Here is a 25511-nt window from a genome sequence, read left to right as displayed (position 1 = left end):
TTTTGGTTTGTTAATAATCTGCAATGGGCTCCTGCGTGTAATAGGCCATAATCTGCTCAGGAGAAGGCGGATTGAGTGGTCTGACGAGGCGAAGGCCAATGAAAGGAGCTTCGGGAAACCACCACTGACTTTTGGGAATCTGTGGATCGATGCGCTTCCAAGAAGGATCGGATACCCCCCGAAAAGCTGATCCAATTTCGCTTTCAGGTGTTTTAAAACCTCCACCGCGAACAACATGAGGATAAAGTTTACCCGCCGGATTAAAAGGATTGTCCTTGTCTGACCTGCTGTAGAAATCCTTTTCATACAAATCAATCGTCCATTCCTGCACGTTGCCATAGATGTCATATAGACCCCAAGGATTCGGTTTCTTTTTGCCTACTTCATGGGTAGCCCCACCGCTGTTTGAAGCGGTCCAGGCGAAATCGGAAAGTTTCGAGGGGTCATTTCCGAAGAAAAAACGATCCAAAGACTCTGCACGTGCGGCATATTCCCATTCGGCTTCAGTAGGCAAGCGGTAGAATATCCCTGTTTTCAGATACAGCCAATAGCAATACTGAATCGCTCCATACTGAGTCATTCCGACAGCGGGTTTGCCGTCTTTCCCCATGCCGAAAGTCATATCCAAATAAGGCAAACTTGGACGGGTAAGGCCATCCACACGGTCTTCCACTCCGCCTTCAGTCATCGTCTGCTCGTAGTGCTTATCTAAAAAAAGTTCAAAAGCATCCCAAGTCACCTCATGCGTTCCCATCCAAAATCCATCTACTTTTACTTCATGAGCAGGGTTTTGGTCGGGGAAATCGGAATCATTGGAGCCCATCAGGAACGTCCCCGCGGGAATTGGCGTCATATCAAAAGACACGGGAGTTCCGGGAATTTTTTGGGTATAAGCCTCAAATACCGCTGTTTTGTTGAGCTGAAAACTCGTCATAATCAGACCGGAGGCGACTAGAAACTTCTTCATAGGTTTGCTGGGAGCATGAATATTTGAAAATAAGGCTTTTCTGTTTTTTTTGGCTTAGTCTTTTGATGAAAGGCTGCGATAAATGTGAATCCCCTTGCCTTTTTCCAAAACATAGAGGTATTCATTGGTGGATTGGATTCCACGTATCTCACCTGAAATAGAAATTCCAGTAAGCGCAGAAGTTTTGGATGTGAAATTCCCTTTTCCATCGCCAAGGAACACCTGAAGATGATTGGCGGCATATCTTCCGAATTTCAATTTGGTATCGTACAGGTTTCCACCAAAGGCAAGGTCGAGGTGACCATCACCATTGAAGTCCCCCTTTTCAGCTGCAAATACAGGCGAAAATTGCGCCTCAATAGGCAGGGGTTTGGAAATAAATTTTCCCTCCGAGTTTAATAAAAAATAGCTGGTTTCCAGACGGTTGATAAAAATAGAAGAAGCATCTTTACGCTCCTCCGGTGTAAAGAGCTGATCCATTTTTACCTCTGAAAAACCCTTAAAATCGAGATACCTTTTTTTCAAAAAATTCACCTGACCCAACACTTCGTCCCGACTGGGAGAAGGATACTTTTCTCCTTGGATGTAATAACTCAAAATGGCATCTACGGATCCATTGGAGTCAAAGTCTTTGAATAACAATTCCATGGGTTGATTATCATTGGCAAAAAGCTGCGAATTTCTCCCATGATTGCCTACAAAAAGCTCAGGCTTGCCATCTCCATCCCAGTCTCCAACTAGGAGTTCTGACCAAAGCCCAATCTGAGGAAGATTAAAATAGTCGGGAGTGACATTTTCCCAAATTTGGTTTTTTAAGGAAAGGACAGTGATCGGCATAGCATCTCCGACTAAGATAAGCTCATTTTTCCCGTCCCCATTCAAATCCACACTGGCTACTGCGGTCACCATGCCCAGCCGGGCCAGTGTAGGACCGAGTAATTGGGTTTGATCCGAAAATTTCCCTTTGCCATCCCCAATCCAAATTCTTGTACCTGGTGAAGTAGGATATTGACCTGGATGGACTCGAGCGGCTACGAGCAAATCCAGAATACCATCGCCATTAAGATCTTCGGCCAAAACTGCACCCGTAGGAAAGCTCTCTTGGGGTAAGAAACCTTCCATTTTTTGGAATTTCCCTTTGCCGTCATTGAGGTAAAGTCGGTCATTCAAAACTGCATCGCCGAGATTGAATTGATAAACTCCCCCACTTCCTACAAAAAGATCCAAATGACCATCTCCATTGGCATCAAAAGCCAGGGCCACGGCATCTTCGGATGACCGTTCTGCCACAAAGGCAGAGGAATCCATGCTACTCGGTTTGCCTTTTCCCAGACCATAAATCAACTTTCCACTTACGCCAGCACCACCTCCAACAAACAAATCTTGTATTCCATCTCCGTCAAAATCCTCCAGCACCATTGCTTTTCCATTTCCTGAAATGCCAAAGCTGAGCAAAGGTTGGCGCTTGAAGTCATTTACTTTTTGCCCTTTGGCCACAGGGATTATGGCGATCTGATCAAATAGCTTTGAACTGGGACTTCTTTTGCCAGTACTTTCTTTCTTCGCTTCTGCTTGAGAAATTTCCAAGGTCTGATTTGAGGCAACCTTCTCAAGCTGGGTCACTTTTCCTCCCGGCCAAGCGACTTTCAATGAATCAACCGTTGCCAAACTTCCCAGACCGAAGCTTAAATAAGGGGCAACAGAAGACTGATAACCTCTGAACGTAGTCAGTTCTTGAAATTGAATACCCTGGGCAGTGAAAAGTGTCACTTTTGCTCCAAGGCCGGCAGTATTCTGATTTTCACCTTTCAGCTTGAGGGTTAGATAATTACCTTTCTTCTGTTGAATGGCGAGATTTTCATAGACCATTGCCGGAGCATTGAGGTTATTGATAATCAGGTCCAGATCTCCGTCATTGTCCAGGTCGGCATAGGCTGCGCCATTACTATTTCCGTGTTGGGCCAATCCCCAGGAATCCGAGACATTTTCAAAAGTGAGATCCTGCCGGTTTCTGAAAGTGTAATTTTTCAGGTTAGAAGAAGTCATGGACTTGACCAATGCCAATAAATCTTCTCTTTTGAGTTGTCCTCCCTTGGTCTGGACATAATTGTCCATGTATTTCAGGAAATCCTGATTGTTGTAATCCCTCAGGTATCCATTGGTGATGAAAAGGTCCTTCCAGCCATCCAAATCCAAATCTGCAAACAAGGCCGCCCAACTCCAATCCGTATTTGAAATACCGGCAAGTTGACCTATCTCTTGAAATTTTCCTCCACCGGCATTGAGATGAAGCATATTCCGCATGTATTGGAAATAAAAGCCCCGGTCCACATTGAGCTGGAATACTTCAAAATTATCCGGAGAAAGAAGGAGTTTTTGACGTTGGTTGTCCTCAGGAAGCATGTCCAAGGTGAAAATGTCCACGAGTCCGTCGTTGTTGATATCAGCGATATCATTTCCCATGGAAAAATGGGAGACATAATCCAGCATTTCCTGGATTTGATCTTTAAAGGTACCGTCTTTCTGATTGATGTAGAGGTAATCTGGCATGGTGTAGTCATTGCCTATGTAGATATCCGGCCATCCGTCCTGATTGACATCGGAAACATTTACACCCAATCCATAGGAAAGGCTGGAGGAGGAAATCCCTGCCTTCTCAGTGACCTCCACAAACTTTCCATTTCGGTTTTCAAAAAGTTGGGAACCGGCTTCGTGCTTTTCTTTCAGCAGATTTTTGGTCAAGGTTACGTCCAAATTTTGGACGGACTTGGTATTATGGTTGAGAAGAAAAAGATCCAAGTCTCCATCCAGGTCGAAATCAAAAAATGCTGCAGAAGTAGATGTGTTTTCAGAATCAATTCCATATTCTTCTGCCATTTCTTTGAACTGGGGAATACCCTCGGCGTTGTTTCCCAGATTTACAAAAAGTTCATTTTTTCTTTTTTCAGGCATCAAAGCGCCTGATCGACATTGATAAATGTCCAAAAGTCCATCCCCGTTGATATCCACAAACACCACTCCGGTCTTCCATGGACCGGGGATACCACCGGCACCTGATTCCTCTGTAATATCTTTAAACTTCAGGTTACCCTGGTTAAGGTAAATTTGGTTTTGGCCCACATTGGAGGAAAAATACAGATCATCCAACCCGTCTTGGTTGAGATCTCCTACAGCTACTCCTCCACCATTGTAGAGGTACTCGTACATGAGGACATTCAGGTTTAGGTTTTCCTCCAGGGGATTCATGAAATTGATTCCCGTCTCTGAAGATGCATGGAGCCGGAATAGGGGAGGGGAAAGTTCTGAATTCGTATTTTCCAGGGCTGGCTTTTGCTCGCAAGAAAAAAAAATGGAAGTCAGAAGAAATAGGTAAATGGGAAATTGGCGGTAGTTCATAGTAATAAAATCTGAGCTATCCCAATCGGGATAGCTCAGACAAATTAATAAGGATTAATCGTATCCAGGATTCTGAATCAGTTTATCATTTCTATTGATTTCATCCCGATGGATTGGCAGATAGTACATTTTGTCCAACCATTGACGATTTTCTTTGCCTGGATCTATCTCGAATACTTTATATACATAATTGTACATTTCTGGATCGTATCGATAGATCGATACATTCTGACCTGGCTTGAGCGTACCGGTAATGTTAATTCCGTTGGCTTTCCTTCCTAAAGTGCTCGCAGCAATCATCCAGCGACGAGCATCATGATATCGTTGCTCTTCGTAGGCCATTTCGATTCTGCGTTCCTTCCTGTATCGCTGTCTGAGAGCGTCACCTGACTCAGTGATAGCTGGTTGTCCTACCCGGAATCGGATCTGATTAAGCCATTTTCTTGCTTCCTCATCTTGACCGAGTTCGATACTCGCTTCTACGTAATTTAGCACAGCCTCTGTGTATCTCAATACCGGCCAAGGAACTTCTTGCCAAGTATTTTGATCCACAATCGCAGGGTTTGCATCGATGAATTTACGGAAATAGTATCCTGTGTAAGACCCATTCCAGTCTTCGATCGGTGAGTTTCTGGTATCCAATCCAAAGTGGGTTATTTTTTGACCTGAAGAGTTTACGACCTCATATGTACCTGTCTGGATCTGGCCACGTGGGTCTCTGGCTTGGTTGGCAGAAGATCTTGGCTTCCACTGTGCTCCGTCATATAGGACAGAAGCATAAAAGCGTGACTCCCGATTTTTATATGGAGCTGAAGCATGGGCCGGATTATTCCAGTCAAACTTTGTTCCATCCATCATTTCATAGTCATCGACTAGGGTCTGAACTGGCGTATTTCCAGCCCAGTTATTGTATCCGTTTGGACCATTAAACAATCCCTGACGACCTCCATTTTCATTTTTAAGGTTGATGAAATAGCGACCAAGAATGATTTCTCTTTCGCCGCCATTTCTTGCCATGGAGTTATTGATGTAGTTTTGAACCCCTACTTCAAAAGGCACTGGTGCAGAAAGCCCCATTTGGTTACCAGTAGCTTTGTCCAACACAGCTTTGGCAGCAGCTTGGGCTTTTTGCCACCTCTCCGTACGGTTTCCAGAAGGGTAAGCCAAGATTTCCAAGTTTGCAAAAGAAGCATGGAGCGAAGATTTCGCTTTGGCTGTAGGACCATCATGAAGGTCACTTGCAGCATACAGCAACACTCGAGACTTTAATGCCAGGGAAGCAATTTCAGAAGCTCTACCTCTAATTACAGATTTCCCAGCCAACAAAGCAGCCGCCTGATCCAAATCGCCTACGATGAAGTTCACACATTCTTCGAAGGTATTTCTTGCGATAGAAAACGTCTCCGCATTCAAGGAATAAGGAGCATTAACGATTGGGAAGCCACCATAATATCTCAATAGTTGATGCGAATAATAAGCCCTTAAGAAATAGGCTTCTCCCAAAATCCGGTCTGCAGTAGCACCTTTGACAGGGTAATTGGGGTCGCTCAATTTACTGATTGCCAAGTTTGCAGCACGGGTTCTTGCATACATGTTGCTCCATGCGAGTGTTCCATTCACCCATCCTATGTCAGCAGGATTGGACCTGGCTTCAGTGATGGTAGTGATCCCTCTTCCAGGGTGGGTAAAGATGGCTTCATCTGTCAAGGAGGCAAGCATTTGCTCGTCAAAACCTCCATTTCCAAAACCCTGATACACCCCGACGACAAACGCTTCAGAAAGTGCTATATCAGTCCAAACCGCCGACTCTGAAACTTCACCCAAAGGTCGTGTGTCAAGAAAGTTGTCATTACAGCCCGTGAATGAAACTAAAGCAGCAAAAAGCAGTGCCAAATATTTTTTTGATGTTTTCATAAGTGACAATGATTAGAAGGTAACAGAAAGACCTGTGCTGATGATTCTAGCTTGAGGATAGTATTGACCGGTAGAGTTGTTGGACTCAGGATCATACACCTTAAGCTTATCCCATGTGAGCAAGTTGAGTCCGTTTGCAAACACGCGTAGATTACCTACTCCAATCTTCTCTGCAAGGTGGACGGGAAGGTTGTATCCGATTTCCATGTTTTTCAATCTCAAGTAATCAGAGCTTCTAAACCAGTAGGTATTTCCTCCTGAGAAATATTGATCACTTCGGTTTGCAATTCGAGGATGTACAGCGCTTGGATTATCGATTGTCCATCTGTTTTCATAAATGTCCAAAAGGAAGTTCCCGATGTTTCCAGATTCACCGGCACTCACATATACCCGAGCTCCGAGTGCACCTTGGAAGAGGACAGACATGTCAAAGTTTCTCCATTGCAAATTGATATTGGCACCCCCTTGGAAAAGTGGAATATCGTTGTTGTCCATTCTCACACGGTCATCAGGTGTGATTTTACCATCTCCATCATAATCCACATAGCGCATATCACCAGGTCTCAGGTTGTTGGTGATTCTGGAGTAATCAATAGTCTCAGAATTGATTTCTTCCTGATTCCTGAACACACCGTCATATTGGTACACCAAGAAAGTGTTCATTGGCTTTCCTGTAGAACGTTGCCACTCTGGAGCTCCAGGGGCTTCATCCCAGAAAAGAATTTCGTTTTTGGCATATCCACCATTTACACTGAATGAATAGGTCAATTCACCTTTGGTTCCTCTCAAACCTAAGTTCAGGTCAAATCCTTTGTTGGCCACCTCACCGATGTTCTCAGCTGGCAAGTTAATCCCTGTACTTTGAGGAATAGAAGCGTTACGCTGCCATAGGATGTTTGTACGCTTATTGTAGAAAAGGTCAAATTCAAAGAAAACCTTTCCTTCCAAAAACTGCCCTTCAAAACCCAAGTTAGAGTTATTGGCTACTTCCCAAGTTATTCCGGTGTTTGGAACTCGGGTTTCAAAAAGGGTTTTGGTTTCTACCCCATTGGTGATGTAGGAGCTAAATCCGTAGGTAGAAAGGAACTGATATTCTGCAATTCGATCGTTACCCATTTGACCCCAAGAACCTCTGATTTTGAAGAAATCGAACGCCTTTCCTAAAGAGTTTTGCCAGAAACTTTCGTCAGATACTACCCAACCCAACATGATCCCTGGGAAGAAACCGAATCGAGTATCTCTAGGGAAAATGTAAGAACCGTCATATCTCCAAAGGAATTCTGCCAGGTATTTTTCCTTGTAGTTATAAGCCACACGACCGAAATAGTTCATACGTGCCTGTTCAAATGCACCTCCGCCGTTGTTTCTTTCAAGATCACCACCGGCAAACATTTGATCGATAGCTGTAGAGATAAAGTATCTACGGAAAGCGCTGAAGTTGTTTCCTTCAACGGTCTCTTTATTAAGACCTGCAAGAATATTGAATCCGTGCTTATCTTGGAATTTCTTTTCGTATGTCACCACAGTACCCAAAAGGATATTGAGCTGATTAATATTTTGTTCTGTCAAACGTGGATCTGCCGGACCTCTTACTGTACCCACCAGTTTGGGAGTCACACCATCATCTTCGAATCCATTTCCTAGCTGATAGAGTGTCCAAGGAGTTTCCCATCGCTTCATGAATCGCATAGATTTATCCACGGCAGCAGTACCGGTGACTTTCAAGCCTTCCACACCTGGGATTTTGATCTCCAAAGTACCGTTAGTTTGGATGTAATCTCGTGTATCACGGTCATATCCGGTAGCATTGGTCGTGATGACCACCGGGTTTTCGCCGTTTTCGATATCTGGCCCCGGAAGCCCGTTTGGCCAATAAGCAGGCTGATTTGGCTTACCTCGCATCTGCATACGGAAAATCGCTCCAGCACCTCTAGTAGGGAAGAATCGATATTCCTCTCGACCTAAGATTCCCAAGCCAACTTTTACATATTTATTGATGTTGGCATCTAAGTTTACTCTAAAGTCATATTGCTTATAGCCAGTTGCAGCATTCTTGTAGTAAGCATCCTGATTTTGATACCCAATGGAGGTTAAATACCGAAGGTTTTCATTTCCACCCGTCATCTGAATATTGTACTGCTGCTGAGGTGACCAAGTTTTCAGGGTTTCTCTATACCAATCAGTGTTGGGATAAAACCATGGGTCAGAACCATCCCGATATTTTTGGATCTCTTCCGGACCGTAAGGCGCCGTTCTTACCTGCCCGTTTGGACGGGTGTATTCACCTGTTGACTTATATGCCTGATTTGCCGCAGCCCATTCACTGACGGGCAAGCCATAAATATCCAAATCGTTAAGCATTTCAGCGTATTGGGCCGCATTTGCAAGCTTAGGGATTACAGTGGGTTGAGAAAGACCAAAATTTGATTGGAAAGTCAATTCAGGTTTTCCGGTTTTGCCTCTTTTGGTTGTCACCAATATTACCCCGTTGGCGGCACGAGAACCATAAATTGCTGCAGCGGCATCCTTCAGAACCGAAATACTTTCGATATCATTTGGGTTGATCCGCTCCAAACCTCCAGCACGGGCAGGTATTCCGTCGATCACAATTAATGCCTCATTGTTTCCTAAAGTATTGGAGCCACGGATCCGAATACCAGAACCATCATAACCAGGTTCACCAGAACGGTTCACAGCAATCACACCCGGCATACGACCTGCAATGGAATTGGACAAGTTCATGGTAGGAGATTTGGCGAGCTCAGTTCCTTTAACAGAAGCTACAGAACCTGTGATGGTTTCTTTCTTTTGCTCACCATATCCCACCACGATTACTTCTTGCAGAGATTTGGTATCAGGGCTGAGCAATACAGAAAGCGTAGATTGTGAGCCTACTACTACTTCTTGGGAAACAAAACCAATAAAAGAGAACACTAAAACCGAGGATTCGGAAGGAACTGAAATCCTAAAATTACCATCCACATCGGTAACAGTTCCTGTAGTGGTGCCCTTCACTAAAATCGAAACACCGGGGAGAGGAAAATTATCTTCTCCTGAAACAACTACTCCAGACACCTCCCGGGTCTGGGCCATTACCGTACCTAAAAACATCAGGCACGACAAAAATGTCAGGGCAAAAACCCTGACAGGGGTATAAATCTTCATAGGCAGTTTGGGTTAATTGTAAACTAACCCTAAGGTCCGCTTATCTATGAAAAATCCACTAACTGTTTTTGACTAAAAATTGACTGTTTTATGCTGTTTATTTGAAATACAATGTAAAAAAACAGTTTTATAGAAGAATGTTTTGAGTCAAAAAGAATATTTAACATTAAAATAATTATAGTTTAATTACATAAGCAATACTAATTATAAGAATTATCATATTGAATACCTTAAATATTTCTTTTTATATTTTTCAGAATTAAAGTCTCTTAACAACTTCTTTTTTGGGCAACTTGACTGACCACATTCCCCTCAAGTCTCCCATGCGATGTCCAAGTGCCCTATCCGCCGGATATTTCTCCGATAACTTAGCCAATGTACCCTCAGACACTTCTTTACCTGGTTCCCCATGACAACTCAAGCACATCGAATTGGAGATAACTATGGGCTTGGTATAGAGGAGCACTTCTCCGTTTTGAATTTTTTGAATATTTGGATCGCTTTTGATTCCATTTTCAGCATTGTACTCATAAGCCTCTAATATGGGTTGTTCGACTGGCTCTGGCTGATCGGAAGGGTTTCGATACCTATTAGAGACCCGCTTGATCTGAACCGAATGGGACTCGCCAAGGGATCCAAGGATGGAAGTTGCATTGGCCTGACAGAATTCAATGGCCCCTGGGAAACCTTGATTTTCGATGGCTTGCTGAAGTTGGGTGATCAGTTGATTTTGGGCCTCTTTGGTGATCGAATCGCCCCAAATCATCGCTTCATTGATAATTTCTGCCTCAGTGAGTCTTTTGACCTCCATATTCCGATTGACTTCTTCAAAAGTTTCTTTCGAAACTCTTTCTTGAGGCCCGCAAGAAAGCAAGGCTGTAGCAGCTAGAAAGAAATAGAAGTTGTTTTTCATCTTTTTATAGTTGATTTTTTAAGGTCAGACCTGCCTACCGCAGGCTCGATTTCATAAGTCCTAAATTGGAAAGTTGAGTTCAAATGGAATCTGAATTTGCCGGGAAATTACTCCTAATGATCCAATCAGGTTTTTTTGCTTCAAATTCAAAGATCATTACTAGTGTGTGTGAACCAGATTACATGGTGAACAGGAGAGAACTCTTAATTTTGGTTTATTATTTTCAAGGGTTAAATTCTCTACTGACAAGACCTGATTCGGGCAACAAAGTTCTGTTAATTACCCATTTCTTGTTCTTAATTTACTTTTTTAATTCCAGTAACCTGATTTGGAGTTAACTTAAAAGACTTATTTTAAACGGAATGAAAAAACTTCTATCCATCACATTTTTTCTGTTTACACTTTGCCCTTATTCCTGGGCACAAACTTGGACCAGGATGCAAGGATGGGGACTTGATTTGGAGTCAACCCATTGGGTCAATGATCAATTGGTTTTTGCTGTGGGAGAAAATCTGATCATTTATTCAGAAAATGCCGGAACCACCTGGATGGAGGTCCTTCAAAAATTCGATACCAGATTTAATGATCTTGGCTTCAACGATGTATCCAATGGAATTGCAGTAGGGGAAAAAGGAGCTATATATACTACGCAAGACCGAGGTAAAACCTGGCAAAAAAGAGCATCCGGCACCACCAAAAACTTAAAAAGCATTACCAAAGCAGGGGATAATCAATGGGTAGCAGTAGGCGAGGATGGCACTGTATTGATATCCTACAATTCGGGAATAAACTGGATTGCAATCAATCCAAACTCCACCTTAGATTTCAACGAGGTTTTTTTCATCAATGAAAACACCGGATTCATCGCTGCTGAAAGCGGTACAGTCTTTCGAACTTTCAACAAAGGAATCGCTTGGGAAAAAATTCAACTTCCCACCGCCCAACAGCTCAATGGAATTCTTTTCACCAGTGAGTTGATCGGCTATGCAGTAGGAAATCAGGGTATATTCTTTCGAACAACCAATGGAGGAGATACTTGGACTCCTTCTCCCACTAATGTCACCACTCCGCTCAAAAAAGTAGCAGCGAGCCCTGTAGACCCAAGGATTCTGGTAGCAGTGGGAGAAACGGCGACCATGATCCGATCGATCAATTCGGGAGCAACATTTGGAACTGTAAACTTGGGAGCCGGGAATACAAGAAACCTATCCAATCTCAGTTTCAGGCCAAGCTCCAATATATTATTCGCCACCGGGCAAAATGGCTATATTCTTCTATCCTCCAATGCGGGAGCAAATTGGACTACCCGACAGGCTGGAATCCGAAATGACTTCTCTACGACTGACTTTAAATCCAATACCGTGGGATTTATTGCCGGAAAAAACGGTGAATTCTATGTGACTACCAATGCTGCCGCCTCCTTAATCAGCCGACCTCTTCCTGAAAAAATTGATGTGCATACCATCGATTTTTGGAATACTTCATTTGGATATGCCTCTTCTGTGGGAGGAAAAATATACCGTACCGGAAACTCAGGGGTAAATTGGGTCCCTGTCCCAACCAGCAATCCTAATAAAGTAACAGGGTTTTATCTTTTTGCTCCGTCGGTCTTGTATATCACCGGTACTAATGGCTACCTCTCCAGATCATTTGACTCAGGGGTGACTTGGGATCAGACCATCACTTCAAATACAACAAATGATTTTAGTGATCTAATTTATTTTGATTTTGGATTTGGCCTGGCCATCGGCAAAAACGGACAATTGAGCAGGACATTCGGTGGATCTGTATGGGAAAATCAACCAAAAATAACCCAAGAGAATCTCAATGGCATAGCCAAACTGGACACCACGACTGCCGTTGTGGTCGGAGATCGAGGTGTAGTCCTCAAAACAAAAGACAAGGCACTAACTTGGGAACTAATACCCTTTCCTGAACAGGTCAATTTACTCGCTGTGGATTTTTGGGATTTGGGATTAGGCATTGTAGCTGGAGAAAATGGGGTAACCTACCAAACCAAAGATGGAGGAGCGACTTGGTTTAAAATCCAAAGTGGAACAACCCGAGATTTGCTATCGGTCAACTACGGAGACCCAAATTCAGCCTTTGCTGTCGGAAAAGACGGAACCATTCTCAGTTATTCCTGCACTCCTCCGGGAAATGTAAGTTCCATCACCGGCAATTCATCCGAATGCCTGGGAATTAGCAGATACACGATTACCAGCCAACCTGAGCAAGGATCCGAAATCGTCTGGAGAGTGGATGGAGGTAATATCGTAAGCGGGCAAGGATCGTCTACCATCGAGATAGAATGGACTCAAGTAGGTCGAAATGCAGTTTTGGTGAGCAGATCAAATTTTTGCGGAAACGGGGAAACATCCGCTTTGGAAGTTTCCGTTACTCAGATTCCCACCATCTCCCAGCCAATTAGCGGCAACGGGTCAGTCTGTAAAGATTCCAACGAAACCTATTCCACACCAAACCTAAGTGGTGTGACTTTCACCTGGCAAGTAACAGGCGGAGATATTACTTCAGGTCAAGGCACCTCCTCAATCACCGTCAACTGGAAAAACACAGGCGACCATCAAATAGCGGTAACCCCAAGCAATGCCTGCGGCAAAGGTGAACCGATCACCAAAGCGATCCGCATCAATCAAGCTCCCGATCAACCGGCTGCGATTCAAGGAGAACCTCAAACAGCTTTGGGTGAGTATCGATATCAGACCGTTTCCATCCCTGGATTAAACTACCGTTGGAATGTATCAGGAGGGGGACGAATTCTAACCGGACAAGGCACGTCCAGCGTGACTGTCCTCTGGGAATCCGAAGGAAATTTCGAATTGTCGGTGGAAGGACAAAATGAATGCAACTTTGGACCCAAAAGAATTTTACCTGTCTACGTGAATATCATTACAGGTCTCGAACCTCATGTACAGATCACCGATCTTTCTATTTTCCCAAATCCCAGCTCAGGAAATATTACCATTTCTTCCGGGAGTCTGGACAGCTTCAATGATTTGGCCATTGTAAACTCCCTGGGTCAAGTCATTTTCAGCTCCCCTATTTTGCAAGGGGAGAAAAGAAAAGATGTTTATGCAATACCGTTAGGGATACATGTTGTCCAGCTGTCTGGTAGAAATGGATCCTTGACCCGAAAAATCATAGTTAAGTAATCGATTCCTTAAAAAATTAACTTCTTCCCCCGGATAAAATCCAAAAGGTAATCCAAATTTTATTTGGTAAATAAAGAATAAATTTTTGAAAAAATGCATACTATTCATTTTTTAAGCTGTAAATAAAAAATAATCAAAATATAATTAGGAAGCCAAGATTGTAAATCATGGGTATTTTTCTCTCCTTTGGGAAAATATAAACCCAAATGAACTCCCGTTATTTTCAACCCGAAAGCCTGATGATGTCCCATGGCTACAAGCCGGAATTGTCAGAGGGCGCTATCAAGTGCCCGATATTTCAGACCTCAACCTTTGTCTTCAAGACAGCCAAAGAAGGAAAGGAATTTTTTGAACTTGCCTATGGCAAACGGGAGAAATCTCCCGGAGAAGAACCCGGATTGATTTATTCCCGACTCAATAACCCTTACCTTCAAATTTTGGAAGAACGGCTGTGTCTTTGGGACCAAGCCGAGGAATGCACGGTGTTTGAAAGCGGAATGTCGGCCATTTCCACTGTTCTTTTGGAATTCCTCAGACCTGGAGACACGCTTTTGTACAGTAAGCCAGTATATGGAGGCACTGACCACTTTATCAATAAAGTGCTGCCCCAATATGGCATCAAGGGTATCGGATTCACTCCTGAGGACTCGTTGGATGATATTGTTAATAGGGTGGCAGGAACCCTGGTGAAATTGGTGTATGTAGAAACTCCTGCTAATCCAACCAATGCGCTTTTTGATCTGGAACTGTGCCGGAATGTCGCGGACCGTCTGAGTACAGACAGTTGCCCGGTCTATTTGGTCGTGGACAATACCTATATGGGGCCTCTTTGGCAGCATCCCCTCAAGCATGGAGCAGACTTGGTCATGTATTCTGCCACCAAGTATATCGGTGGCCATTCTGATTTGATCGCAGGGGCAGTGTTAGGAAAAAAAGAATTGATGAAGCGGGTCCGAACACTCCGGACTTTTCTGGGCAATATGGCCGGACCCTGGACAGGCTGGCTTCTCATGCGTAGCTTGGAGACACTCAAAGTCCGAATGACCCAACAGGCTGAGAATGCCGCAAAAGTAGCTGATTTTCTGGCGGCTCACCCCAAGGTCCAAAAAGTGTATTACCTCGGACATCTACCCGAAAACTCTGCCCAATATCGCATTTTTAAAAAGCAGCTGACCTGTGCAGGAGCCATGGTTTCTTTTGATATACAGGGAGGAGAAAAAGAGGCCTTCACGTTTTTGGATAACCTCAAGCTCTTTCACTTGGCTGTTTCGCTGGGTAGCACGGAGTCACTTGCCGAGCATCCTGCGACAATGACTCACAGTGATGTCAGTGACGAAGACAGAGCCCAACTTAGAATCTCCGATAAGCTAATCCGCCTTTCCATCGGAGTGGAGCACCACGAAGATCTTATTTGGGATATTCAGCAAGCACTGGAAAAAGTAGTCTAAAAGTAAAAAGGGATGAAGTCTATTCTTCATCCCTTATTCTTACATATTGGAAGATATCTCCTATCCTGCTCCTTTTGATAAATCCCTTTTTCAATATGGCTTCAGGAATATATCCGGCCTTTTCGAGCACATTCATGGATTCTCCATTGAAATCATATACCTGGGCAAAAATCCGCTGAATATCGAATTTTTGAAAAATGTAATCCGTGTAGAGTTTGACCGCTTCGGTGGCTATACCTTTTCCCCAAAAGGGCTCACCGATCCAAAAACCCAACTCCATGTTGGTGCGCAATTCATCTTTTCCACGCTCAGCGCCAATTGATCCCGCGAGCCTTCCTTCAAATTCAATCGCAAAATTTTGGGGCGGATTAAATTTCTGATTGTGTTCAATCCAATGTCTCGCATCATGAATCGTATAAGGCTGGGGGTAACTGTCCCGGAGATTCATGGCAATTTTGGGATTATTGGCCAAAGGATAGAGCTGATGAAAATGAGATTCGCTCCATGTCACCAGGTTGATCTCTCTTTCTCCTTCAATAATCATAATGTTGCCGGGTTTACTTTAGTGGGATTTTATTTAGTCAATATACTTGCTTAAATCATTCTTGCAAAGCCTATACCGATTACTCAATTCCTCCAGCCTGCATTTTTTCTAAATTTTCGGCAAGTCTCAAGGCTGAAATGAATTCTTCGATATGCCCGTCCATGACATCCGGCAGATTATACACGGTTTTGTTGATTCTATGGTCGGTGACCCGAGACTGTGGATAGTTGTATGTTCGGATTTTATCCGATCGATCCCCGCTGCCGACCATGGATTTTCGTTGTGCTCCAACGGCCTCATTGTGCTTGGCAAGCTCGATCTCATACAGTCTGGACCGAAGTACTTTCAATGCTTTTTCGAAGTTCTTAATCTGGGATTTTTCATCTTGACATGTGACCACCAATCCGGTCGGATTGTGCGTCAATCGGACTGCTGAATACGTTGTATTGACCGACTGACCTCCCGGACCAGACGAGCAATAGGTATCTTTTCGGATATCATTCATGTCCAGATGTACCTCGACTTCGTCCATTTCGGGGAGTACCGCCACAGAGGCTGCTGAGGTATGCACCCTTCCCTGTGATTCCGTAGCGGGTACACGTTGAACCCGATGCACCCCAGATTCATATTTCAGCATGCCATAGACATCTGCCCCGGATACTGTCGCGATGATTTCTTTATAGCCACCCGCAGATCCAAAAGTCAAGTCCAACACGGTGAGTTTCCAGCCCTGCATCTCACAAAATCGCTCATACATTCTGAAAAGATCTCCTGCAAAAATTGCGGCCTCATCACCTCCGGTACCTCCACGGATTTCCAAAATACAGTCCTTGGAGTCATTGGGATCCTTCGGAATCAGCAATTGCTTCAACTCTTCTTCCAAGGTAATCTTCCGCTCACGCAATTCATCCAACTCCGCCTTGGCCATTTCCCTGAATTCGGGATCCTTTTCCTTTTCCAGCATCTCTTTTGAGCTATCGATATTTTGAAGAATCAAGGAATATTCGTCGTAAGCGAACACAATTTTTTCCAGATCCTTGTATTCTTTGGTGAGCTTGGCATACTTGCTCATGTCAGACATGGAATCTGGTAAAATGATCAATTGACCTACTTCTTCAAATCTCTCCTTTAGGGCTTGTAATTTATCCAGCATGGGTTTTTCCTTGGCTGCGCAAAAGTACGGATTTTATCGGCTAGGCTATTGCCAATTCTTACCGGAAGGAACGCATTTGTAGCGGAAATGAGGATAATCTCGTCAAGATGGTATGAGAAAATTACCATCAATCCTGTTCTTTGCCTCCATTTTCATTTTTTCGCACTGTGAAAAAGAAGAACCTCTCTCCAATTGCATTGATCCGGAAAAAATCAGAAGTGGTCCATGCACTTTTGACTACACCCCCGTCTGTGGTTGTGATGGAAAGACCTACCCAAACGCGTGTACCGCAGATTTGGCAGGACTAAAATCTTGGACGGCAGGGGCTTGCAAGTAAAAAGCCCGAAAAAATCCGAGCTTTATTTTTGAACATTACTCTACCGTCACCGACTTAGCCAAATTTCTCGGCTGATCCACATTACATCCCCTCATCACAGCGATATGATAAGAAAGCAATTGGAGCGGGATCACAGAGAGCAATGGGGTAAAGGCTTCATTTGTTGGCGGAATTTCGATTACATGGTCTGCTAAAGCCTTGACTTGCTTATCCCCTTCAGTTACCACAGCGATTACTTTTCCTTTACGGGCTTTTACTTCCTGAATGTTGCTGACCACTTTTTCGTAAGAACTGTCCAGTGTAGCAATGAAAATGACCGGCATTTCCTCATCAATGAGGGCGATGGGACCATGTTTCATCTCTGCAGCCGGATATCCCTCGGCATGGATGTAAGAGATTTCTTTCAGCTTGAGTGCCCCTTCCAAGGCTACGGGGAAATTATATCCTCGCCCCAGATAGAGCATATTGCGGGCGTCTTTGTATTTCTCTGCGATTTTCTTGACCGCATCATTGGTCTGAAGGGCCTTTTCGACCTTGGCAGGGATGTCAGCCAATTCGTGGAGCATCAGAATGTATTTACTTTCAGGCAAAGTACCTCGCTGATAGCCAAGTTTTAAAGCCATCATAGTCAATACCGAAATCTGTGCAGTAAATGCTTTGGTGGAAGCAACTCCAATCTCCGGGCCGGCGTGAGTATAGCATCCGGCATGGGTGGTTCTTGGAATAGAAGATCCTACCACATTACAAACTCCGAAAATAGTCGCTCCTTTTGACTTCGCTAACTCAATAGCTGCCAACGTATCTGCTGTTTCTCCGGATTGAGAAATTGCTATGATAAAATCCTTATCTGTGATCACCGGATTTCGGTATCTGAACTCGGAAGCATATTCTACTTCGACAGGTACCCGGGCAAACTCTTCGAAAAGATATTCAGCGACCAATCCAGCATGCCATGAAGTGCCACAAGCCGTAATGATGATTCGTTCGGCATTGTTAAACTTATTCATATAATCTCTCAATCCCCCCAAAACCAATCGTCCTGATTTGGGATCGAGTCTTCCTCTGAGACAGTCTGCTATAGATTTGGGCTGCTCAAAGATCTCTTTGAGCATGAAGTGTTCATATCCGCCTTTTTCGATCGCTTCCAGTTCCAGTTCCAGCTGATTGATATACGGACTGGTCTCAATATTCTCAATAGTTTTCACCTGAAGCTTTCCGTCACGGATTACCGCGATTTCGTAATCATCAAGGTAGACGACCTTGTTGGTATATTCGATGATCGGAGTGGCATCTGAGGCTAGGAAAAACTCGTCTTCTCCTACCCCGATAACTAAAGGCGAACCTTTTCGGGCGGCAATCAACGTGTCTGGCTCCTCTAAATTGATCAAAACGATAGCATAAGCTCCGACTACTTTTTGAAGTGCCAGGCGCAAAGCTTCTTCCAATGTACAGTTATTGTGGGTATAGATGTCTTCTATAAACTTCACAAACACTTCGGTGTCGGTCTCACTCTGAAACTGATATCCCTTTTGCAGGAGGTCTTTTTTCAAAACCTCATAATTTTCAATAATCCCATTATGGATCATTGCAAATTTCTCTGAGGAAGAATAATGAGGGTGAGCATTTACATCATTGGGTTCACCATGGGTTGCCCAACGGGTATGACCGATTCCGATTCGGGATTTCAGGTTTCCATTCTCAGCAAGATGATTCTCCAGTTCGGAGACCTTCCCTTTTTTCTTGTAGATACTGAGACCTTTTTGGTCGATCAATGCAACGCCGGCAGAATCATATCCCCGGTATTCCAATCGCTTAAGGCCTTTAATGATAATGGGCAGCGCTTCTTGCTGCCCTACATACGCGACAATTCCACACATAAGTAAAAATTCTTAAAAGTTGGTAAGTACTTGCACAAAGAAACAGCATTCGTGCCAAAAAAAATAATCCACTTCTAGAAAAACTAAAAGTGGATCACAGTGACTTTTGCAAAATATCCGACTATCTGGTCTTAGAATAGATAGCGGTAACTTTGATGTTGTTTTTATTGACTTTGAACTGCCTTAAAGAGCGTTTGAAATCATCACTGCCATCCCGAGGGGTAAAAGCATATAGCAACCAATCTTGCCGTTGAAGCTGGCCCCGAAATACTGCATTAACGTGGGAAGAAATTCCCGACCTGTAAATTTTATTAGCAGAGGAGTATTCCACTAAAGCTGAAGAAAGAAAAGTATAATTGGGAATCAGATTGCCTTTGCCGTCATCCAGCACCTGAACTTGAGCATCGCCCTGAACATTGAGCTCTGCTCCATTGAATGAACTTAATAATACCCGATTTTGGGAATCGACTAGTTTCATTATCATGGTGGAAATAGGAACATTGTTGGCATCTTGGTCAACAATTGGACCTAAGGAAAAATTTACCTGATTGAAAATGACACCCTGAAGTGTGTCCAGAAATTCCCCAATTGGGCTGGTGTCAATTCTCAATGCAAGCCCTAGCCCAGATTTCATACCTACTATAGGTCCTGTATCATATGATTTTTGATATTCGGCTATGACCTCGGTAGGAGTCCCTGAGCGGTCTGAATCCACGGAATTAAAGCTCCTGGAAGAAAAAGTAGAAATCGAATACTTTTTCACGGCAGTGTCTCCTTGGTAATGATAATAAACAAAGATCCCTGTATTTCCACCCTGAGAAAAGCCAGCAGTGGTATTATCACCTTCTCTTCCTTTGATAACTACTCCGGGAAGAAATCTTCGGAAAGCAAATAGATTGTCAAATTCTTGCCCTCTCTTGAGCTTCGTAAAAAGCTCATTGGTGAAGTCCTCCACTAAAGGTAATTTGATCAGGGTATCTTTGGAGTCTTTGAAGACCATTTCTCCTTCTGCAATCGGATTTGCCTGAAAAGCAAGCTTACTAAAATTGTAATAGGATGTGTCTTGAATAGGCTCGGTCAGGAGATGGACCGAATATTTTTTGGGTTTGTCCAAATCAGAACCATTCACGCTGACTGTGGAAAGGGTAAAGAAGATGGAATCTAAAATAGCCTCAGTTCTGGGTCTCTCCGCTCCTTGTTCGATGTATAACCTGGTATATGCTTCGCTGGCGGTTTTTCCAAAGTAAGAATCCACTTCATTCCCCACCACCAAAACGCCTGCATTGGTAGTGTTAAATGAATCCAACAATACCACCTGAGCGTCAAGCGTAAATTCCTTATAAAATACTCCTATTTGATTATTCTGGGGAGCAAGCTCCAATCCCACTGTAGCGGGATCACTACAGGCGCCGAGAAAAAGGGTAGTAATAAGTAGGGCGGAAAAGGTAAACTTAGCCCGCAAGGCTGGTATAAATCCCGTAAAGTTCGTCGTGAGCTTGCTGCTCTTCTTCAATACTGATTTCAAACTTTTTGTCTTTTGAGAACTCCTCGATGAGTTGGTTTAATTCTGCCGGTACTTCAGAGCCTTTGACCACCCGATCGGCATATTCCATACCCATCTTGATGAAGCCTGCGAAGTCTTTGCTTTTCAAAGGTGCTAAAATAGTGTCATCGATGTCCACCATCTTAACCTTGTTTAACAAATCGTCGCCAAAGGTATGGGAAAATCCATTGTTATAGATGGCAAAAACAGTTTTCGTATCCTTGAAAAGCGGCTCATTTTTGTAAGTGGTCTTCAGATACATCGGAATCAGAGATGTCATCCAGTCATTGCAATGCACAATGTCAGGAGCCCAACCCAATTTCTTCACGGTTTCGATTACACCCTTGCAAAAGAAAATAGCGCGCTCGTCATTGTCTTCATAAAACCGCTGCTGCTTGTCATGAAAGACATGCTTGCGCTGGAAATAATCTTCATTGTCAATAAAGTAAACCTGAAGCTTTGCATTGGGAATCGAAGCCACTTTGATGATCAAAGGCTTTTCTTCTTCTCCAACTGCAATATTTATCCCGGAAAGTCTTACTACTTCATGGAGTCTGTTTTTGCGCTCGTTGATCAACCCAAACCTTGGTACCAAAATACGGATCTCCATACCGCGCTCCTGCATGGCTTGGGGGAGAGTTCGTAAGAAATTGGCTACTTCGGAAGTTTGTAAGAAAGGGTTGATTTCACTAGCAACGTAGAGGATACGTAGTTTGGACATGCTATAGGGATTTTAATGATCGTGATAAACAACGGGCACAAAGGTAAATAAAAAAAGCCTAAAAGCATTGTATTTCTGGATATTAATCTAGTTTTGCCCCAATTTAGCCGAAATACTGCCTCGCCGTGAAGCTAATCCGCACAAGAGCCGAATGGAACCCCCACTGGCTCAACCACCTTCAAAAAAATCAAAAAATAGGACTGGTCCCGACCATGGGCGCTCTTCACCAAGGACATTTGGACTTGGTGGAAAAAAGCAAATCCCAGATGGAGATTACTGTCGTTTCCATTTTTGTCAATCCTACCCAATTCAATAATCCGGAGGATTTTAAAAAGTATCCCATCACGCTTGAAAAGGACTTGGAAAAGCTCGAAAGCTATGGCGTGGATTATGTTTTTAATCCTACTGTAGAAACCATGTATCCTTCCAAACCGGGACTTACCCTAAACTTTGGCGAACTGGAAACAGTACTGGAAGGCAGATTTCGACCTGGACATTTCAATGGCGTAGGAACGGTAGTTGCTAAACTTTTCCACATCATCAAGCCGCAAACGGCTTATTTTGGGCAGAAGGACCTGCAGCAAGTAGCCGTCATCAAGCGACTAGTTCGTGATCTTTCATTTGATCTGGATCTGGAAGTAGTTCCGACTCGGAGAGAAGAGGATGGACTCGCCATGTCTTCCAGAAATCTGAGATTGAATTCGGAAGAGCGCAAGCAGGCGCTGGTTTTAGTTGAAGCCTTAAAGACAGCCCAATCCCAGCTTGAATCCGGAGAATCATGGCAAAAAGTAAAAGCCCAAATAGAAAGCAAATTTTTCAGGATGGATTCTGGCAACCTGGAATATTTTGAGTTGGTTGATCCCGATACCTTTGAATTAAAAGAGCATTTTGATCCGAATCAAAAATCCTCGATTTGTGTTGCAGCCTATATCGGTGAGGTGAGATTGATCGACAACCTGCCGATTATTCTCTAATTTCGCGACGGAAAAACTAAACCAATGCAGATTCAGGTATTAAAATCCAAAATTCACCGGGTGAAAATCACCCAAGCCGAGCTTCATTATGTAGGCTCTATCACGATTGATGAAGATCTGATGGACGCGGCCCATCTTATCGAAAATGAAAAAGTGCAAGTCGTCAATGTCAACAACGGAGAACGGCTCGAAACCTACGTCATAAAAGGGGAAAGGGGAAGTGGTCAGGTGTGCCTCAACGGACCGGCTGCACGAAAAGCAGCAGTTGGAGATATTGTCATCATAATTTCCTATGCAGGAATGGCGATCGAAGAAGCCAAGCAGTACAAGCCTGTTTTGATCTTTCCTGACGAAAGAAATAAACTGATCTAATGCTTCATCCAAAAGTAAAACAAACCATCCAGGTGTCCATTTCATTGGGAGTGGCCATCTGGATTTTTTGGTTTTTATACCGGGATATCGAATTAGCCAGCTTGATCTCACAGCTCCAATCGAGCAATTGGTTTTGGATTACTTTTTCTCTGGTAATCGCCTGGATTGGATTTTGGATCAGAGGTTGGAGATGGGCCTTACTTATTCGACATGAAGAAGGAAAATCACCCATTACCGCAAACCGCGCCTACCATGCGGTCATGGTGGGCTATTTAGCCAATCTTTTGGTGCCTAGAGCCGGAGAAGTAGCCCGCTGCGGGGTGTTATCCCGTACCAATGGGACTTCAATCGGGCACTTGATTGGAACGGTGATAATAGAAAGAAGCATTGATCTGCTTTTTCTAATTTCCACCATTCTCTTAGCCTTCCTTTTGGAAAATCAACTGTTCCTTTCACTTGCCGGTGAATTGGTAGATTTGGAAACAATTGGAGACAAAATCCTGAACTTTCTGCCAATTGTTATTGGAGGACTGCTGGTATTCGTTCTGTTTGTTTTTTTCCTAGTTAGACGATACCGTGGGAAAGGCTGGATCAGTAAGTTTCAGCAGTTTTTCAGACAATTATATTCAGGTCTTCAGTCCATCCAATCGGTCCAGCATCCTTTGGGTTTTTGGTTGAGTTCAGTATTGATTTGGGTCATCTATTTCCTGACCATGTATACAGTTTCCTTGGGCATTCATTCCACTGCCAATTTGTCGGCAACACAAGTCCTTTTGGTTATGGTGATGGGAAGTATTGGCATGGTTGCGCCAGTTCAGGGTGGGATTGGGACTTTTCATGCACTGGTGGCCTACATTTTGATCACCTTTGGAATATCGGAAACCGACGGAAAAATTTTCGCCGCCATCATTCACGGCTCGCAGGTGATCTTGGTCATGCTGGCAGGCTTGTGGAGCTGGATCATCATGGTGAAAACCCCCGCTTGGAATAAACCCGACATGCCTTAAATTCGTAACCACACCCAGTTAAACAACAATAACAATGATTATCCTTATCGTAGTCGTATTTGCAATTCTTGGATTTGTAGTCAGCAGTAGATTGAAGAGCAAATTCAAGCAATACTCTCAAACTGCCTTGCAGGCCAACTTATCCGGTGCCGAAATCGCCAAACTGATGCTGGCAGATCATAATACCCATGATGTACAAGTCATCTGTGTGGAAGGTCAGCTTACAGACCACTACAATCCCATGGATCGGACAGTCAACCTGTCTCCTGATGTATACTATGGAAGGAACGCCGCCGCTACAGCTGTCGCAGCACACGAATGCGGACACGCCGTGCAGCACGCTACTTCTTATGCCTGGCTTAATTTCCGTTCGGCCTTAGTACCTGTTCAGAATATTTCCGGGAAAATCCTCAACATCGTCTTGATTGCCTCCCTTTTTGGTGGCTTTGCTCTGGGACTTCCTGTTCCCATTATCGGTTACATTGTAGTGGGATCTTATTCCGTAATGACCCTGTTCACTTTGGTGACTTTGCCGGTAGAATTTGATGCTTCAAACAGAGCACTTGCTTGGGTTCAAAACAGAAATATCGTCACCAGACCTGAATATGAGATGTCCAAAGATGCGTTGAAATGGGCTGCTATGACCTATGTGGTGGCAGCATTGGCTTCTTTGGCAACCCTCGCCTATTATATCTTTGTGTTCTTCGGCAATAGAGATTGATCCAAATCAAAATAATATTCGGAAAGGGACAAGTTTTTGTCCCTTTTCTTTTTTTAGGCTATCTTTTCGGGCAGAATTTAAACCCAAAAATTTGACTACCCTTATGAACTTTCAATTGACTGAAGAGCATCTGGCCGTGCAGGAAGCAGCAAGGGAATTTGCTCAAAGCGAATTACTTCCCGGAGTTATTGATCGGGATTCAGAAGCAAAATTCCCTCATGAACAAATCAAAAAAATGGGGGATTTGGGCTTTCTGGGAATGATGGTCGACCCCAAATACAATGGAGGTGGAATGGACACCATTTCCTATGTTATTGCTATGGAAGAATTGTCCAAAATCGACGCCTCAGCCTCAGTCTCCATGTCTGTCAACAACTCCCTGGTATGCTGGGGATTGGAAAAATATGGATCAGAAGAACAGAAGCAAAAGTACCTGACCCGATTGGCAACAGGTGAAATTTTAGGAGCATTCTGCCTTTCCGAACCCGAGGCAGGATCAGATGCCACATCTCAGCGTACCTCCGCCGAATGGAATGGGGATCACTATGTACTCAATGGGACTAAAAACTGGATCACCAATGGCTCAACGGCGAGTGTTTACCTGGTAATTGCCCAAACTGACGCCAGTAAAGGTCACAAGGGGATTTCCGTATTCCTTGTAGAAAAAGGCTGGGAAGGATTTGTTATTGGTAAAAAAGAAGACAAACTCGGAATCAGGGGTTCAGATACCCATTCGTTGATGTTTACGGATGTCAAAGTTCCTGCGGAAAACCGCATTGGTGAAGAAGGATTTGGATTCACTTTTGCCATGGAAACTTTAAACGGCGGAAGGATCGGAATCGCAGCGCAGGCATTGGGGATTGCTTCCGGTGCTTATGAATTAGCGTTGGCCTACTCCAAAGAACGAAAAGCATTTGGCAAACCGATCAGTCAGCATCAGGCTATTCAGTTCAAATTGGCTGACATGGCCACTCAAATTGAGGCAGCACGATTACTTGTTTATAAGGCTGCATGGCTAAAAGATCAAGGCGAGGATTATGCACATGCCTCTGCCATGGCCAAGCTATATGCTTCTGAGGTAGCGATGAATGTCACTGTGGAGGCTGTGCAAGTTCATGGAGGATATGGCTATGTCAAAGAGTACCATGTCGAACGACTGATGCGAGATGCCAAGATCACCCAAATCTACGAAGGGACCTCAGAAATCCAGAGAATAGTTATTTCCAGAGGAATCTTGAAATAATCCATAAGACTAGCCATCAAAAAGGGTATAGATGCAAATTTTT

18 protein-coding genes are annotated in these 25511 nt (G+C 43.8%); 8 read left to right on the top strand and 10 right to left on the bottom strand.

Annotated features, from left to right (window positions below; genetic code table 11):
- Positions 1 to 10: 10 nt before the first annotated feature.
- From CLV31_RS14910 to CLV31_RS14890, 5 genes are all read right to left on the bottom strand, one after another.
- The gene (locus tag CLV31_RS14910) at positions 11 to 967 is read right to left on the bottom strand and encodes a formylglycine-generating enzyme family protein (RefSeq protein WP_111393705.1); all 957 of its coding nucleotides are present in this window, start codon (positions 965 to 967) and stop codon (positions 11 to 13) included.
- Positions 968 to 1021: 54 nt separating this feature from the next.
- Complete coding sequence (locus tag CLV31_RS14905; RefSeq protein WP_245943414.1) at positions 1022 to 4363, bottom strand: VCBS repeat-containing protein; 3342 nt, start codon at positions 4361 to 4363, stop codon at positions 1022 to 1024.
- A gap of 54 nt (positions 4364 to 4417) precedes the next feature.
- Positions 4418 to 6277, bottom strand: a complete 1860-nt coding sequence (locus tag CLV31_RS14900; RefSeq protein WP_111393704.1) for a RagB/SusD family nutrient uptake outer membrane protein — start codon at positions 6275 to 6277, stop codon at positions 4418 to 4420.
- Between the two features lie 12 nt (positions 6278 to 6289).
- Positions 6290 to 9442 (bottom strand): SusC/RagA family TonB-linked outer membrane protein, encoded by a 3153-nt coding sequence (locus CLV31_RS14895; RefSeq protein WP_111393703.1) that lies wholly within the window; start codon positions 9440 to 9442, stop codon positions 6290 to 6292.
- 259 nt (positions 9443 to 9701) lie between these two features.
- Positions 9702 to 10355, bottom strand: a complete 654-nt coding sequence (locus CLV31_RS14890; RefSeq protein WP_111393702.1) for a Tll0287-like domain-containing protein — start codon at positions 10353 to 10355, stop codon at positions 9702 to 9704.
- 362 nt (positions 10356 to 10717) lie between these two features.
- Between CLV31_RS14890 and CLV31_RS14880 the strand changes: the two genes are divergently transcribed.
- Entirely contained in the window at positions 10718 to 13528 is a 2811-nt protein-coding gene (locus CLV31_RS14880) for a YCF48-related protein (protein ID WP_111393700.1), read from the top strand.
- Between the two features lie 206 nt (positions 13529 to 13734).
- Positions 13735 to 14976: a cystathionine gamma-synthase family protein gene (locus CLV31_RS14875; RefSeq protein ID WP_111393699.1), complete on the top strand. Its 1242-nt coding sequence runs from the start codon at positions 13735 to 13737 to the stop codon at positions 14974 to 14976.
- Between the two features lie 19 nt (positions 14977 to 14995).
- On the opposite strand, the gene CLV31_RS14870 is transcribed toward CLV31_RS14875, so the two are convergent.
- Positions 14996 to 15520 carry a GNAT family N-acetyltransferase gene (locus tag CLV31_RS14870; RefSeq protein WP_111393698.1) on the bottom strand — a complete coding sequence of 175 codons (525 nt, stop codon included), beginning with the start codon at positions 15518 to 15520 and terminating at the stop codon, positions 14996 to 14998.
- A 79-nt stretch (positions 15521 to 15599) separates the two neighbouring features.
- Complete coding sequence (gene prfA / locus CLV31_RS14865) at positions 15600 to 16673, bottom strand: peptide chain release factor 1 (RefSeq protein WP_111393697.1); 1074 nt, start codon at positions 16671 to 16673, stop codon at positions 15600 to 15602.
- A 112-nt stretch (positions 16674 to 16785) separates the two neighbouring features.
- On the opposite strand from prfA, the gene CLV31_RS14860 reads away from it, so the two are divergent.
- Complete coding sequence (locus CLV31_RS14860; protein WP_111393696.1) at positions 16786 to 17010, top strand: Kazal-type serine protease inhibitor domain-containing protein; 225 nt, start codon at positions 16786 to 16788, stop codon at positions 17008 to 17010.
- A 35-nt stretch (positions 17011 to 17045) separates the two neighbouring features.
- Here CLV31_RS14860 and glmS read toward each other — a convergent pair whose 3' ends face one another.
- The 3 genes from glmS to CLV31_RS14845 form a co-directional block, all read right to left on the bottom strand.
- Complete coding sequence (gene glmS / locus CLV31_RS14855) at positions 17046 to 18887, bottom strand: glutamine--fructose-6-phosphate transaminase (isomerizing) (protein ID WP_111393695.1); 1842 nt, start codon at positions 18885 to 18887, stop codon at positions 17046 to 17048.
- A 121-nt stretch (positions 18888 to 19008) separates the two neighbouring features.
- Positions 19009 to 20412, bottom strand: coding sequence for a DUF4270 family protein (locus tag CLV31_RS14850; protein ID WP_111393694.1), 1404 nt, complete (start codon positions 20410 to 20412; stop codon positions 19009 to 19011).
- A complete protein-coding gene (locus CLV31_RS14845; RefSeq protein ID WP_111393693.1) occupies positions 20339 to 21151 on the bottom strand; it encodes a glycogen/starch synthase in 813 nt (270 codons plus the stop codon). The genes CLV31_RS14850 and CLV31_RS14845 overlap by 74 nt, the downstream gene beginning before the upstream one ends.
- Before the next feature lie 125 nt (positions 21152 to 21276).
- Between CLV31_RS14845 and panC the strand changes: the two genes are divergently transcribed.
- The 5 genes from panC to CLV31_RS14820 all read left to right on the top strand — a co-directional run bounded on the left by panC (position 21277) and on the right by CLV31_RS14820 (position 25468).
- A complete protein-coding gene (panC, locus tag CLV31_RS14840; protein ID WP_111393692.1) occupies positions 21277 to 22125 on the top strand; it encodes a pantoate--beta-alanine ligase in 849 nt (282 codons plus the stop codon).
- Positions 22126 to 22149: 24 nt separating this feature from the next.
- A complete protein-coding gene (panD, locus tag CLV31_RS14835; RefSeq protein ID WP_111393691.1) occupies positions 22150 to 22497 on the top strand; it encodes an aspartate 1-decarboxylase in 348 nt (115 codons plus the stop codon).
- Complete coding sequence (locus tag CLV31_RS14830) at positions 22497 to 23504, top strand: lysylphosphatidylglycerol synthase transmembrane domain-containing protein (protein WP_111393690.1); 1008 nt, start codon at positions 22497 to 22499, stop codon at positions 23502 to 23504. Before panD ends, CLV31_RS14830 begins: the two co-directional genes overlap by 1 nt.
- Before the next feature lie 34 nt (positions 23505 to 23538).
- Positions 23539 to 24225, top strand: a complete 687-nt coding sequence (locus CLV31_RS14825) for a zinc metallopeptidase (RefSeq protein WP_111393689.1) — start codon at positions 23539 to 23541, stop codon at positions 24223 to 24225.
- Between the two features lie 103 nt (positions 24226 to 24328).
- The gene (locus tag CLV31_RS14820; RefSeq protein ID WP_111393797.1) at positions 24329 to 25468 is read left to right on the top strand and encodes an acyl-CoA dehydrogenase; all 1140 of its coding nucleotides are present in this window, start codon (positions 24329 to 24331) and stop codon (positions 25466 to 25468) included.
- Positions 25469 to 25511 lie beyond the last annotated feature (43 nt).

The organism is Algoriphagus aquaeductus (assembly GCF_003253485.1).
GTDB classification, from domain to species: domain Bacteria; phylum Bacteroidota; class Bacteroidia; order Cytophagales; family Cyclobacteriaceae; genus Algoriphagus; species Algoriphagus aquaeductus.
Note: the sequence above shows the minus strand (reverse complement) of the source record. Positions and strands in the feature narration are given on the sequence as shown.

Coding starts and splice junctions, on each gene's coding strand:
- CLV31_RS14910 (WP_111393705.1), bottom strand. CDS start 967: ATGAAGAAGTTTCTAGTCGCCTCCGGTCTGATTATGACGAGTTTTCAG.
- CLV31_RS14905 (WP_245943414.1), bottom strand. CDS start 4,363: ATGAACTACCGCCAATTTCCCATTTACCTATTTCTTCTGACTTCCATT.
- CLV31_RS14900 (WP_111393704.1), bottom strand. CDS start 6,277: ATGAAAACATCAAAAAAATATTTGGCACTGCTTTTTGCTGCTTTAGTT.
- CLV31_RS14895 (WP_111393703.1), bottom strand. CDS start 9,442: ATGAAGATTTATACCCCTGTCAGGGTTTTTGCCCTGACATTTTTGTCG.
- CLV31_RS14890 (WP_111393702.1), bottom strand. CDS start 10,355: ATGAAAAACAACTTCTATTTCTTTCTAGCTGCTACAGCCTTGCTTTCT.
- CLV31_RS14880 (WP_111393700.1), top strand. CDS start 10,718: ATGAAAAAACTTCTATCCATCACATTTTTTCTGTTTACACTTTGCCCT.
- CLV31_RS14875 (WP_111393699.1), top strand. CDS start 13,735: ATGAACTCCCGTTATTTTCAACCCGAAAGCCTGATGATGTCCCATGGC.
- CLV31_RS14870 (WP_111393698.1), bottom strand. CDS start 15,520: ATGATTATTGAAGGAGAAAGAGAGATCAACCTGGTGACATGGAGCGAA.
- prfA (WP_111393697.1), bottom strand. CDS start 16,673: ATGCTGGATAAATTACAAGCCCTAAAGGAGAGATTTGAAGAAGTAGGT.
- CLV31_RS14860 (WP_111393696.1), top strand. CDS start 16,786: ATGAGAAAATTACCATCAATCCTGTTCTTTGCCTCCATTTTCATTTTT.
- glmS (WP_111393695.1), bottom strand. CDS start 18,887: ATGTGTGGAATTGTCGCGTATGTAGGGCAGCAAGAAGCGCTGCCCATT.
- CLV31_RS14845 (WP_111393693.1), bottom strand. CDS start 21,151: ATGTCCAAACTACGTATCCTCTACGTTGCTAGTGAAATCAACCCTTTC.
- panD (WP_111393691.1), top strand. CDS start 22,150: ATGCAGATTCAGGTATTAAAATCCAAAATTCACCGGGTGAAAATCACC.
- CLV31_RS14830 (WP_111393690.1), top strand. CDS start 22,497: ATGCTTCATCCAAAAGTAAAACAAACCATCCAGGTGTCCATTTCATTG.
- CLV31_RS14825 (WP_111393689.1), top strand. CDS start 23,539: ATGATTATCCTTATCGTAGTCGTATTTGCAATTCTTGGATTTGTAGTC.
- CLV31_RS14820 (WP_111393797.1), top strand. CDS start 24,329: ATGAACTTTCAATTGACTGAAGAGCATCTGGCCGTGCAGGAAGCAGCA.